Annotated in this window: 15 protein-coding genes; 5 read left to right on the top strand and 10 right to left on the bottom strand. The window is 68.7% G+C overall.

Annotation, left to right across the window (positions count from 1 at the left end):
* Window positions 1–18: 18 nt before the first annotated feature.
* On the top strand, window positions 19–516 hold the full coding sequence (locus AS031_RS12925) for a hypothetical protein (RefSeq protein WP_058268575.1): 498 nt from the start codon (window positions 19–21) through the stop codon (window positions 514–516).
* 236 nt (window positions 517–752) lie between these two features.
* Here AS031_RS12925 and AS031_RS20040 read toward each other — a convergent pair whose 3' ends face one another.
* A complete protein-coding gene (locus tag AS031_RS20040) occupies window positions 753–914 on the bottom strand; it encodes a hypothetical protein (RefSeq protein WP_169793880.1) in 162 nt (53 codons plus the stop codon).
* 114 nt (window positions 915–1,028) lie between these two features.
* Here AS031_RS20040 and AS031_RS12920 point away from each other — a divergent pair, with 114 nt between their 5' ends.
* The 3 genes from AS031_RS12920 to AS031_RS12910 all read left to right on the top strand — a co-directional run bounded on the left by AS031_RS12920 (window position 1,029) and on the right by AS031_RS12910 (window position 4,197).
* On the top strand, window positions 1,029–2,828 hold the full coding sequence (locus tag AS031_RS12920) for an AfsR/SARP family transcriptional regulator (protein WP_228379630.1): 1,800 nt from the start codon (window positions 1,029–1,031) through the stop codon (window positions 2,826–2,828).
* A gap of 107 nt (window positions 2,829–2,935) precedes the next feature.
* Window positions 2,936–3,538: an RNA polymerase sigma factor gene (locus tag AS031_RS12915; protein ID WP_074446980.1), complete on the top strand. Its 603-nt coding sequence runs from the start codon at window positions 2,936–2,938 to the stop codon at window positions 3,536–3,538.
* Window positions 3,535–4,197 carry a hypothetical protein gene (locus tag AS031_RS12910; RefSeq protein ID WP_058268573.1) on the top strand — a complete coding sequence of 221 codons (663 nt, stop codon included), beginning with the start codon at window positions 3,535–3,537 and terminating at the stop codon, window positions 4,195–4,197. Before AS031_RS12915 ends, AS031_RS12910 begins: the two co-directional genes overlap by 4 nt.
* A gap of 90 nt (window positions 4,198–4,287) precedes the next feature.
* On the opposite strand, the gene AS031_RS12905 is transcribed toward AS031_RS12910, so the two are convergent.
* The 5 genes from AS031_RS12905 to AS031_RS19845 form a co-directional block, all read right to left on the bottom strand.
* Window positions 4,288–4,491: a cold-shock protein gene (locus AS031_RS12905; RefSeq protein WP_058268572.1), complete on the bottom strand. Its 204-nt coding sequence runs from the start codon at window positions 4,489–4,491 to the stop codon at window positions 4,288–4,290.
* A 190-nt stretch (window positions 4,492–4,681) separates the two neighbouring features.
* A complete protein-coding gene (locus tag AS031_RS12900) occupies window positions 4,682–5,047 on the bottom strand; it encodes a PRC-barrel domain-containing protein (protein ID WP_058268571.1) in 366 nt (121 codons plus the stop codon).
* Entirely contained in the window at window positions 5,034–5,438 is a 405-nt protein-coding gene (locus tag AS031_RS12895) for a hypothetical protein (protein ID WP_058268570.1), read from the bottom strand. The genes AS031_RS12900 and AS031_RS12895 overlap by 14 nt, the downstream gene beginning before the upstream one ends.
* Window positions 5,435–6,664: an Nramp family divalent metal transporter gene (locus tag AS031_RS12890; protein ID WP_058268569.1), complete on the bottom strand. Its 1,230-nt coding sequence runs from the start codon at window positions 6,662–6,664 to the stop codon at window positions 5,435–5,437. The genes AS031_RS12895 and AS031_RS12890 overlap by 4 nt, the downstream gene beginning before the upstream one ends.
* Window positions 6,661–7,149, bottom strand: coding sequence for a hypothetical protein (locus tag AS031_RS19845; RefSeq protein ID WP_058268568.1), 489 nt, complete (start codon window positions 7,147–7,149; stop codon window positions 6,661–6,663). Before AS031_RS19845 ends, AS031_RS12890 begins: the two co-directional genes overlap by 4 nt.
* A 212-nt stretch (window positions 7,150–7,361) precedes the next feature.
* Between AS031_RS19845 and AS031_RS12880 the strand changes: the two genes are divergently transcribed.
* Complete coding sequence (locus tag AS031_RS12880; RefSeq protein WP_058268567.1) at window positions 7,362–7,730, top strand: TfoX/Sxy family protein; 369 nt, start codon at window positions 7,362–7,364, stop codon at window positions 7,728–7,730.
* Window positions 7,731–7,758: 28 nt separating this feature from the next.
* On the opposite strand, the gene AS031_RS12875 is transcribed toward AS031_RS12880, so the two are convergent.
* The 4 genes from AS031_RS12875 to AS031_RS12860 all read right to left on the bottom strand — a co-directional run bounded on the left by AS031_RS12875 (window position 7,759) and on the right by AS031_RS12860 (window position 12,137).
* The gene (locus AS031_RS12875; RefSeq protein ID WP_058268566.1) at window positions 7,759–8,448 is read right to left on the bottom strand and encodes a hypothetical protein; all 690 of its coding nucleotides are present in this window, start codon (window positions 8,446–8,448) and stop codon (window positions 7,759–7,761) included.
* 29 nt (window positions 8,449–8,477) lie between these two features.
* Complete coding sequence (locus AS031_RS20180; protein WP_058268565.1) at window positions 8,478–9,185, bottom strand: RodZ family helix-turn-helix domain-containing protein; 708 nt, start codon at window positions 9,183–9,185, stop codon at window positions 8,478–8,480.
* Window positions 9,186–9,278: 93 nt separating this feature from the next.
* A complete protein-coding gene (locus AS031_RS12865; protein WP_058268564.1) occupies window positions 9,279–10,334 on the bottom strand; it encodes a 2,3-butanediol dehydrogenase in 1,056 nt (351 codons plus the stop codon).
* A gap of 12 nt (window positions 10,335–10,346) precedes the next feature.
* Window positions 10,347–12,137 carry an NAD(P)/FAD-dependent oxidoreductase gene (locus AS031_RS12860; protein WP_058268563.1) on the bottom strand — a complete coding sequence of 597 codons (1,791 nt, stop codon included), beginning with the start codon at window positions 12,135–12,137 and terminating at the stop codon, window positions 10,347–10,349.
* Window positions 12,138–12,230: the final 93 nt, after the last annotated feature.

The raw sequence follows: 12,230 nt of genomic DNA, 5'->3' as shown, positions 1-12,230 counted from the left end.
TCCCCGTAGACTGGCGCCATGAAAACGGGTTGGGGGATCCTGGGGACACTCGCTGCGGCCATGGCGGGGCTGCTCTCGCTGACCGGATGCACAACGTACGCGTGCCCGGCCATCGGCTGGACCAATTCGTTGACCGTGACTGTCGAAGGGAACCCGTCCGCGGTCAGCGAGGTGCGGCTGTGCGACGCAAAGGCCCGGTGTTCCCGGCCTGCCCCCACCCCGGCCGATCCCCTCCCCCTGCGGAGCGTGGCGCCCACCTTCGATCCGTCCACTGCAGCACCGCCGCCCGCGCCGGAGTCTGAGCCCTATCCCCTTTTCACGGTCACCAGGGAGGGTGACACCTGGAATTTCATGATGGGGATGAATGCTCCGCCGAGTGCCACCATCAGCGCCCTCGCGGCGGACGGAACTGTTCTGGCAGAGCAGGGGTTCGATCTGGCGTGGACCCGGGTCGGCGGTTCCGAACAGTGCGGCGGGCCCATGAGCACGCCGCCGCTCACACTGCGGGTCCCCTGACCGTTCCCCGTCCGATGCCCCGGCTTCCCGTTCGGTATGGGCGGCCCTGAGGCGCATGACCGTTGCCGGCCGGCAACGGTCATGCGGTCGAGGGCCGGTCATGCGGTCGGGGGCCGGTCATGCAGGGCAGGGCCGGTGATGCGGGCGGCGGGCTGCCCGGCCGGGCGGGCGACCTCAACGGCAGGCGGGGCCCGGCAACCATGCCGGGCCCCGCCGTCGTTCATTCCGGTCAGGTGCTACATGCGCAGGGATGCGTAGGGCTCGCTGGGGAGGTTCCCCGCAGACCACGGTGCGCCCGAGCGGATCTCCGGAGTCCGGCCGCGGCCGTCAGCCAGGATGCTGCAGACGGTTGCGATGAGGACCCAGAGTACGAAGAGAAGGAGGCCGAGCAGTTCCATTTTTGCCTTCTTGTGAGGTGTGCGGTTGGGGCGATTTCAGTGTGTTCCGCGGGCGTGTGAGCAACCGTGTGAAGGCCGCAGACGCCGGCACACCCGCGGCGTACCATGAGGCCTATGGCCGAAAAGTGGATTCGGCTCCTCGGTCCGCCCGCGATCGAGTCCCCCGGCACACCCCTCCCGCAGCCCCGGGGCCGCAAGGCCTGGGCGCTGCTGGCCTACCTCGCGCTGCAGCCGGACGGCACCGGCCGGTCCCGCACCGCCTCCCTGCTGTTTCCGGACGCCGCAGACCCGCTGGGTGCCCTGCGCTGGAACCTGTCCGAACTGCGCCGGGCACTGGACGGCGCGTCGGTGACCGGCGACCCGCTGCGGCTGGACCTGCTTCCACCCTGGCGCTGCGACGTCCTGGAGGCCATGGACCCGGGAGCGAAGGCGGGGAATCCGCGCCGCTTCACCGGACAGCTGCTGGAAGGGCTTTCCTTCGCCGACTCCCCCGTCTTCGACGAGTGGGTGGCGGAGCAGCGCTACCGGCTGGACAACGTGGTCCAGCAGCTGCTGTATGAAGCAGCGCTGGCCGCGCTGGCCTCCGATGCTCCCCGGGAGGCGGCGGAACTCGCGTCGCTGGCCCTGGAGCGTGACCCTTTCCATGCAGACTGCAATGCCGTCCTGGTGAAGGCGCTGGTGGCGGCCGGTGACTACCGCAAGGCCCGGGAGCACGCGGTCCGCTGCGGCAACCTGTACCGGCAGGAACTGGGGCTGCCGCTGCCCCCGGAGGTCCGCCGGGCCCTGTTCGACGCCGCCCCGGAGCCGGACCCCGGCACGCCGGCAACAGCCGCGACGGTCCGCTCCTACCTCGACGCCGGCGGCGCGTCGCTCTGGGCCGGCGCCGTGGACCGGGGGCTGGAACAGCTGCGGCTCGCCGCCGCCCTGGCACAACGCACCGGCAACAGCCACCTGGTGGCTGAGTCGCTGGTGACGCTCTCCGGGGCGCTCATCCACCAGGCGGGCGGCCGCGGCGCCGAGGTGGCGGACCTGCTGCACCGGGCGCTGCAGGCGGAAGGGCACGACGGCGCCTCCCGGACCGCCGCCGCCGCGTACCGGGAACTGGGCTACTTGTCCGTGCAAAGGGGCGTGCCGGACCGTGCCGCCGGGTGGCTGGAGAAAGCGATGGAGGCCGCCGTCGGGTTCCCAGACGAACAGGCGCGCATCCTGGCCATCCAGGGGATGCTGGCCTCGGACACCGCACGGTATGGGGAAGCCGTGGCGGCCCTGACCGAATCCGGGGAGCTGGCCAAGGAACTCGGCAACCGCCGGCAGCAGGCGTTCAGTGCCTCGCTGCTGGGACGCGTCCACCTTCTCCGCGGCGAGCTTGGCCTCGCGGCAATCTGGCTGGACCGGGCCCTGGCGTGGATCGCGGAGGAACACTGGACGGCGTTCGAACCGTTCACGGCGGGGGTCCGGGGCGAGACGTACTTGGCGGCAGGGCAGCTGGAGGAGGCGGCAGCGTTCATCGACCGGTCCTGGGTGATGGCGGAACTGGCCGGGGACCACTGCTACATGGCGCTGGCGGCCGGCGCGGAAGCACGGCTCTTCGCCCGGCACGGCGACCTGGCAGCAGCCGAACACTGGATTGACCGCGGCCTGGAACCCAAGCCCTGGTATCTCTGGTACTCGGCGCGGCTGCTCGATACCGCCGCGGAAGTCACCATCGCCACCCGGTCGCCGCGGGCGGCTGGGTTCGTGGAACGCCTGTCCGAGCTGGCCAGCCGCAGCGGCATGCGCGAGTTCGTGGTGCGCGGCCAGTCCCACCGCGCCCTGCTCGGCGACCGGTCAGCGGCGGAAGCGGTTCCCTGGCTGGCGAAGGACATCGACAACCCGGCGCTGGCGGCCTACCTGGAGCAAAGACACCCGGCATGACCCGTGCCCCACGCTGGGTTCCGGCGCCGGATAACCATTGCCGCACAATCTTCCAGGGGTCTCTTTGCTGCCGGGAACTTTCCGCCCGGCTGCGGACACTAAGAGATATGGAAAAGCTGGGGGAATCAGATGCGGTGCTGTGGAGCAGGTGTGTGGGCGACGATCCTGAAGCACTGGGGCAATTGTTCGACCGATACGCCGACGCCGTCTTTCGCTACTGCCTGAGCCGGACAGCGTCCTGGCAGGACGCGGAGGACCTTGTGTCGGTGACGTTCCTCGAGGCCTGGCGAAAACGCCGGAACCTCGCTTTGGAGCGGGAGTCCCTGTTGCCGTGGCTGCTGGGCGTGGCGACCAACGCGATGCGGAACCGCTCCCGTTCCCGCCGGCGGCACGATCAGTTCCTGGCACGATTGCCGCACTCCCCCGTGGAACCGGACCATGCCACGGCCACGGCAGAACGGATGGACGCCGAACAGCAGGTGCGGGACCTGCTGGCAGCTGCCACCAGCCTGACCGACGGCGAGCGTGACGCCCTGATGCTGTGCGCCGTTCACGGCTACTCGTACCAGGACGCGGCCGAAGCCCTCCAGGTGCGTCTTGGCACCATCCGGTCCCGGGTCAACCGAGCGAAGAAGAAACTTCAGGCCGCCGCTCCCACAGGGCTGGGGCAGGCAGCATTGGAAACCTTTGAAGAGTCGAGGCAGTCATGAATCTTTCCGACATCGAGTACCCCTCGGACACCCGGCACGCCGTCCGCGCTGCGCTGGTCCGAGAAGCCGGAGCCAGCCGCCGTCGCGCGCCCTGGTGGCGCCGCCCCGCCGCCCTGACCTTCGCCGGCATTGCCTTGGCGGGCTCGACGGCGGCCATGGCCTACGTTGCCTTCGCACCGGTGGAGGACAAACGGGACATCCGCTGCTACTACCGGGCGGACCTCACCAGCACCTATCCGGCGGGAAACGGCTTCGGCGGAACCGTGGGACCGTACCTGTCGTCCAGCGTCGCAAAGGACGGGTTCGACATGAGTGACGACAACGGCACAGACCCCTTGGCCGGCAATCAGCAGATCGAGGATCCGGTGGCCCTGTGCGCGTTCAACTGGGACCAGGGACTGATGAACCCCGGCGGCGCCACTGATGACCTGATTCCCCCCGGCTTCCAGGGCCCGGCGCCCCGTCCCTCCCAGGACTACACAGGCAAGGCGACCGATGCCCAGGGCAACCCCGCGCCCGCCATGCCCAACAACTTCGGTCCCGGGCACTACGTGCCGGAACTGACCGCGTGCGTGGTGGATGACGCCGTGGCCGTGATACCCGGGCCACACAGCGTCTGCGCCCAATTGGGCATCCCCACGCTGGATTCGGGCGCCTGAGATGGCACACCCGGGTTAAACGCAAGCAGGGCCTGCCCGGAGGCAAGCCCTGCTTGTCAGAAACCTAACGGTCCCGGAACCCTAAAGGAATTAGAGAGCCGTGATGTTGGTGGCCTGGGGACCCTTGGGGCCCTGCTCGGTGTCGAAGGAAACCTTCTGGTTCTCTTCGAGGGAGCGGAAGCCGTTGGAGTTGATCGCGGAGTAGTGCGCGAAAACGTCCTGCGAGGAGTCGTCCGGGGAGATGAAGCCGAAGCCCTTTTCAGCGTTAAACCATTTGACGGTGCCAGTAGCCATTATTTTTGTCCTTCGTGAAGGTGGAGGAAGTGTCCCGACTTTCGGGCCCTCCGGCGTGGGGTGTTCAAAGAACCGCTACTTCAGAAGAACGCGGACTTTCGACCGCGCGTACTGCCTGAACTACCAACTGCATAAACACAACAACACGCACCACACTACAGGAGATTGCGGCGCCGGCGAGCCAAACGGGTCATTTCCCGTCACCGGCCCGCTGCCGGCCGCCGTCTTCCAGGGAAGCGCTGTACCGGGTGAATCCGGGCCGCAGCCGGACCGCGTCCTTGCCCACCATGGCGATGTCTTCCCAGAGCACCAGGTACGAGCCACGGTGCCGCCACCGCAGCAGGTTCGCCAACGGCCACGGCTGGGCCAGGTTGATCCGCTCGTAGCCCAGGAACGAGGCCGCGCTGTGCGGGCTGACCACCAGCCCCAGCACCCGGGCCTCGGACATGAGCTGCCGCGGGGTCCCGTCCAGCACGAACCGGACGTCCGCCACCCTTCCCAGCCGGCCGCCGTCGGCGTCCCGGACCGGGGTGCCCAGCAGGTCACCGAGGATCATGGCGGCCTCCCGGGATGCGGGCGATGATCTTATCCCGCACCCAGCGCTCCACCCAGCCCGCATCCAACGGCCCACCCCTAACGCCCAGCCGGACCACCACCCCCACGTCCGCCACGTCCTTCCAGGGGATGCGGATCAGCCGGGACGACGGCGGCCTGCCGCCAAAGATGCGCGTCCCCAGCACGGGACCGGTCAGCAGGGCGTCGAGCACCGGCGCCGGTGTCCCCACCGGAATCTCCTCGCCCAGGGCAGGTCCGCTCAGCTCGAGGTCGTCCACCGTGGTGACCGGGACGCCGTCGGTGTCCAGCACCTGCCGGTCCAGCAGGTGCAGCTGCGCGTCCAGGATCCGCCCGGCAACAGGCGGAAGCGGAACCAGGTCCGGGGAGGTCATGAGCCGGCTCCCGTCACGATCATCAGGGGGATGGCCGCCAGGGACGCCACCAGGATAATCACCAGGTAGGCCATGCCCAGCACGTTCACCGCCCGCCCGTTGACGTGCTGTCCCATGTACTGCGGATCGTTGGAAACGATCAGGATGGGCAGGTAGGTCAAGGGCAGGGCAATGGCGGAGAACACCACCGAATACTCCGTCACCAGGACCGGGTCCACGCCGGTGGCCAGCACCGCCAGTCCCACCAGCAGGCAGATGATCATGGCCAGGTGGAACCGGGCAGCCTGGACGGGGCGCCGGAACTTGCCCCAGGACCAGCCAAAGAACTGGGCCAGGGTGTAGCCGCTGGACAGGGTGGTTTCCAGGGCCGCGCCGAACGTTGCCGCCACCACGCCCACCAGCACGAACGCCAGGCCCAGCTTCCCGGCGCCCTCGGCCACCGGCAGGATGACCTGGGACAGCGAGGTCACCGCGATCCCTGCGGGAAGCAGCACCACCGCGGCGCAACCGGCAATGGCCACGGACAGCAGTCCGCCGAGCGGGAATCCCACCAGGACGTTGAGGCGGGACTGGACCAGGTCCTTGACCGTCCAGCCCTCCTCCACGGCGCCGGAGGAAAAGAAGAACACCTCGTACGGGGTCATCGCCGCGCCGAACAGGGCGATGGCGTAGTACCAATAGGTCGGGACCGTCTCCCCGTCCGGCACGGCGGGCGCCAGGGCCTGCCCGGCCAGGACGCCCCAGTCCGGTTTGAGCAGGAACAGCGCCACGGCGAACACAATCAGCGTGAGCCCCAGCAGGCCCGTGACGTTTTCCATGATGGAGAACTTCACCCGCCAGATCACCAGCCACACCGCCACCGCGGCCACCGGGATCCACAGCAGGTAGTGCACGCTGCTGGCCAGCTGCAGGGCCAGGGCCACGCCGCCTATCTCGGCAGTGACGGTCATGAGGTTGATGAGGAAGGACGCCGAGAGGTTGGCCAGCCCGGCCCGCGGGCCCAGGCGTTCACGGATCACCTCGAACGTGGCACGGCCGGACGCTGCCGCCACCCGCCCGGACATGTTGGCGAACAGGCAGATCCCCACCACACCCACCGCCACCACCCACACCAGGGACAGGCCAAAGCGGGACCCGACGACGGCGTTGGTCACCAGGTCCCCGATGTCCACGAAGCCGCCGATGGCGGTCAGTATGCCGAGCGCGACGCCGAGGAGCCGCTTCACGTCCCGCCTGCCTTGTCCCCGAGCTGGTTCAGGGCGTCCTGCGCGGCGGCCAGCGCCCGGTCGCCGTCGGCCGTGGTCGGTGCGCTGCCGACGTCGTCCGCGGAAACGGCGGCGCGGGCCGTGGCGAAGGCGGCGGCGCACGCGTCCAACGCCTCGAGTGCCTGGCGCTGGGTGTCGCGGTCCTCACGGGTGGCGGGCGAGAGTTTCTGTACGGTGCTGCGGCCAGTGTCCACTTCCCGCAGGGCGTCGTCCAGCGTGGTGGCGGTGGCGGCGCGGGTCAGCTTTCCCTCCATGTCCTGGCGGAGCGCCAGCCGGGCGGTGGCAACGGCGGAGGAGCTGTCCTTCACGGCGCTGGCCACGGACCCGCTGACGCCTGAGCACCCGACCACGAGGACCGCAAGGCCGGCGCACAGCACCGTAACGGATAGCCGACGGCGCGGGCGGCTGCCGCGGAGCGGAGGGGAAGCCGGCGTGTTCAGCACCATCGCCTCCAGCCTCCGGAAACTTCCCGGATCCGTCCCCGCGTGCAGGCCACCAAGAATTAGTTGCCTTGAGCTATGTATAGCACTCCGGCGCGGAGTTTCACCTGCTCAGCGGCGGAATATTGTGGGGACCCACCGCACCCTCGACCCCGCCGGAGATTTAGGCATATCCTGCATCCAGATCCTGTCCGCCCACTTCCCGGGAGATGAGACCCATGGAGATGCCCAAAGCCTCGGAGCAGGACAAGGAGCGGTTCCGCCGGGTGGTGCCGGACCATCCGGACGTGGTGGTCAAGCCGATGTTCGGCAACCTGGGCGCGTTCATCAACGGCAACATGTTCGCCGGGCTGTTTGGCTCCACCATCGGCGTGAAGCTGTCCGCCGAGGACAAGGAACTGCTGGAATCCTCCGAGCGGACAGTGCCGTTCGGCCCGGCGGAGCGGCCCATGGGCGGCTACACCGGGCTGCCGGAGGTCTGGAACGAAGAGGGCGACGGCGACGACACCCGCGCCCGCGCCTGGGCGGAGAAGGCGTTGGCGTACATCGCCACCCTGCCGCCGAAGCCTGCCAAGACCTCCAAGTAGCCGCGCCCGTGGCGGCGCCGGCCGCCGCTCAGCCGGGGCCGTGGACCTTGCGGTGCCTGCCGGCCCGGGCCAGGAAGGCGTAGACCACCAGCGCCACCCCGGCCAGGATCATGACGGCCGGGACGGCGAAGTCCATGGAGATCAGCACGGCCGTGGCCTGCAACGCCATGATCACGCCCAGCACCGCCAGCACGGCGGCCGGAATCGGCGGCCACCTGAGGCGCGCTTTGCTTCCGGATACTTCCCCGGTGCGGACCGGCACCACCGACAGCACCCCGAACGTTGCCGCCAGGCCCAGGAACAGGACGGCGGCCGTGGGCGTGCCCTGGAACGACGGCGGCAGGGACACGATGACCGCCAGCGTGGCCATGACCCCGGCCGGGATCAGCGCCCACCAGTTGTCCGGGACGCGCAAATAGACAGCCGCGAAACCGGCCGCCATGAAAAGGAACAGGAACGCGGCCGCGGCGCCGCTGCCCGTCAGCTGGCTCACCGTGACCACCGCGGCCAGGCCCAGGAAGACGGACCCGGGGATTGCCGCCCACCAGTGCTCGCGGCGCCGGACGAACACGGACAGGAACAGGACCCCGGCGGCGGCGAACACCAGCGGCGCAACGATGGCCCCGCTCTCCAGGACGCCCGCCCGGTCAAGCAGCAGCAGCACACCGAGCATCATGAGCACGATGCCCGCGATGATGCTTGCGTTGGCGGATTTCACCGTTTCCCTCCTATCGAAACCGGGACGTCCTACTTCAGGCTGAGGACCTCGTCGATGGGGCGTCCGTTGACGTACACCTGTGCGCTGGTGGCTCCGGACGCGGCCATGGCGGTGTATTCGAGCTGTGCTTTGGCGCGGGGGATGTCGCACACGCCGCCGAGCATGAACTGCCCGGTCAGCCAGATGGTGATGGTGCTTCCCGTCAGTTCACCGGCCACATAGGTCAGGTTCGACTGGTACAGCGCGTTGATGAGGCCGGACAGGCCCACGTCGCGGTTCCTGTTGGCCAGCAGTGCGCCCACGCTGGGCCCCACCTGGTCCCGGTACGTGACGGGGCCAGTGGTGGTGGCCACCAGGCTGTCGCCGCACCCGATCGCGGGCCCGGAGACGCCGTTGTCACCCACCGCCACGTAGTAGACAGTCAGCGGTCCGGTCTGCTCCGGCAGCCCCGTGGGTTGCGGTTCCCCGGTCGCGGGCTGGCCTGCGGGAGCGGACGACGGCGGCACGGCAGCGCTGGTGGTGGGTGCGGCTGAGGTGCCGGCCGGCGCGGTGGGCGTCGGCGCAGTGGTGGGGGTCGCCGTCGTGCCTGGACCCGCGGTGCCGGACGCGCTCGAGGTGGGGGCGGGCGCGGCGGAACTGGTGGTGGGCGTGGGGGCGGGCGGTCCGGAGCAGCCCGTGAGGACCATCAGGCCGCTGAGCCCGAGGACGCCGAGTGCCGTGAGCGCGGGCCTGGCCATGGTTGCCCCCTTGGATGCGGGCCCGCGGTTGCGGGACCCACATCCACGCTACGCCGGAGGTTTGGCGCCGGAACAGGGACCAAGGTCTCGGGTCTACGGATGCACCAGCACCTTCACCGCGGTGTCCTTGTGGTTGATCAGGGTGTCGAAGCCCTGTTCCACCAGGTCCTCCAAGGCGATCCGGCCGGTGATGAAGGGCTTGAGGTCCACCTTGCCCTCCTGCACCATCCTGATGACGGCCGGGTGGTCGCGGACGTAGGCGATGGTGCCGCGCAGGTCGATTTCCTTGAGCACGATCTTCTGCATGTCGATGGTGGCGGGTGCACCCCAGATGGACACGTTGACCACCACGGCGCCGGGCCGGACGGCGTCGAGCATGGTGTCCAGCACGGCATTCACGCCGGCGCATTCGAACGCGACGTCGGCCCCCGCTCCCCCGGTGAGTTCGCGCACCCGTGCGGGGACGTCCTCCTTGCTGGGGTCCAGGACGTGGTCCGCCACGCCGCTGGAGGTGGCTTTCTCCTTGCGGGCCTGGGTGAGCTCACTGATGATCGTGGTCACGCCCATGCCTTTGAGGACGGCCGCGGTGAGCAGGCCGATGGGACCGGACCCGCCCACCAGGGCCACGTCGCCTGCCTTGACGCCGCTGCGTTCCACCGCGTGGTGGGCCACCGAGAGCGGTTCGATCAACGCGGCCTCGTCCAGCGGGATGTTGCCGATGGGGTGCACCCACCGCTGGTCCACCACGATCTTCTCGCTCAGCCCTCCCCCGCCGCCGGACAACCCAATGAACCCCATCTGCCGGCACAGGTGGTAGCTGCCCGCCTGGCACATATCGCAGGTACCGTCCACGAAGTAGGGTTCGACGACGACGTTGTCACCCACTTCCAGCCCCTCCACGCCTTCGCCGACGTCGGACACAGTCCCGGAGAATTCGTGCCCCAGGGTCACCGGCGACTCCTCATGGGAGAGCGGGTGCGGATGCCCCGGCGCGGGGCAAAAGATGGGCCCCTCCAGGTACTCGTGCAGGTCGGTGCCGCAGATGCCGCACCACGCGACGTCAATCTTCACCGCACCGGCCCGCAGTTCCGGCTCGGGGATGTCCTCGATCCGGATGTCCTTGCGGGCGTGGAAACGTGCTGCCTTCATGATGGGTTCTCCTTAGCGGGTGTGGTGGCTGGGCTGCAGTTCGTAGACCGGGGTTTCGAGTCCTTCCATCCTGGCCTTGAGCTGCAGCGCCAGGTAGGCCGAGTAGTGCCGGCTCTGGTGCAGGTTGCCGCCATGGATCCAGAGCTGTGGCACGTTGGTGGGCTTCCACATATTGCGCAGCTCCCCCTCCCAGGGACCAGGGTCTTTTGGCGTGTCAGAGCCGTATCCCCAGCATTTGCCCACGCGGTCGGCGATCTCGGGCGAGACCAGGTCCGCCAGCCACCCGTTCATGGACCCGTAGCCGGTGGCGTAGACAATCAGGTCCGCCTCCAGTTCGGTGCCGTCGTCCATCACCACGGCGTTGCCGGTGATCTTGGTAACCTGCCCGTTTTTCAGCTTCACCCGGCCATCGATGATCAGCTGGGAGGCGCCGACGTCGATGTAGTAGCCGGAACCGCGCCGCAGGTACTTCACGAACAGTCCGGAGCCGTCCACGCCGAAGTCCAGGTCGAACCCGGCGGCCTCCAGCTGGGAGTAGAACTCCGCATCCCGCTTAGCCATCTCCTGGTACACCGGCACCTGGGCCTCCGGCAGTACGCGCATGGGGAGCGAGGCGAACAGCAGGTCCGCCTTTTCCGTAGTCACGCCGGCGGCGAGCGCGCGCTCCGAGTACAGGTCGCCCAGCGCAAGGTCCATCAGGGACTCGCTGCGGGCGATGTGGGTGGAGGACCGCTGGACCATGGTGACGTCGGCGCCGTGCTCCCAGAGGTCGGCGCAGATGTCGTGCGCGGAGTTGTTGGAGCCGATCACCACGGCCTTCTTGCCCGTCCAGTCCCCGCCGCCGGGGTGCTGGGAGGAGTGGCGCTGTTCCCCGAGGAAGGACTCGGCGCCATCAAAGGTGGGGATGTTCGGGTAGCCGGAGACGCCCAGGGCGAAGATGAGCTGCCGGGGCCGGAGCGTCACGGGTTCGCCGTTGCGGAGGACGCTGACCTCCCATTCCTGCGTGCCGTCGTCGTACGCTGCCTTCACGCACTCGGTGCCGGACCAGTAGTTCAGCTCCATGATGCGGGTGTAGTGCTCCAGCCAGTCGCCGATCTTGTCCTTGGCGGCGAAGACCGGCCAGTCGTCCGGGAACTTCAGGTAGGGCAGGTGGTCGTACCAGACGGGGTCGTGCAGGTGCAGGGACTTGTACCGGTTCCGCCAGGAGTCCCCGGGGTTCTGGTTCTTTTCGACGATGATGGTGGGCACGCCTAGCCGCTTCAGCCGGGCAGCCAGGCCAATACCGCCCTGCCCGCCGCCGATGATCACGCAGTACGGCTGTTCCTCATAGCCAAGCCGGGCTTCCTGCTCTTCCTTGAGTTCCTTCCAGGACCGGCGGCCGCGGACAATCTCGTGGGCCACGCCCTGCTCGCGCCGCGGGCCCTTCTTCTCCTCGAAACCCTTGAGTTCCTGCATGGTGGTCAAGAGCGTCCAGCATTTTCCGTTGCGGAGCCGGAGGTGCCCGTACCCGCGGGCCGCTCCAGTCTCGAAGGTGATCCAGGCTTCGGTGTTCTCTGCGTCCCCGGTGGCGTCCTCGGCCAGCGCCCAGTTGGAGGGCTGCACGCGGTCAAGGGTGGCCTCCAGCATGCGGCGGATCTCCGCCTTGCCTTCCAGGGTTTTCAGGTTCCAGGTGAAAGCCACGAAGTCCCGCCAGTAGGCGCCGTCCTCGAAGAGTTCCAGCGCGGCATCCACGTCGCGCCGCTGCAGCGCATCGTCCAGGCCGGAAAGCCACGCTTGGGCGGCAGCGGTGGGTGTTTGGGTCATCTCCACTCCTTTGTGCTGTTCCTTGGGCTCCGCCTGCCCGATATGCTGGGGCGGGCGTGAGCTGCATCACTAGTGGAACCCGGCAGGGGTAAC

It is taken from the genome of Pseudarthrobacter enclensis, from assembly GCF_001457025.1.
GTDB classification, from domain to species: Bacteria; Actinomycetota; Actinomycetes; order Actinomycetales; family Micrococcaceae; genus Arthrobacter; species Arthrobacter enclensis.
This window is presented reverse-complemented; position numbering and strand designations above follow the sequence as displayed.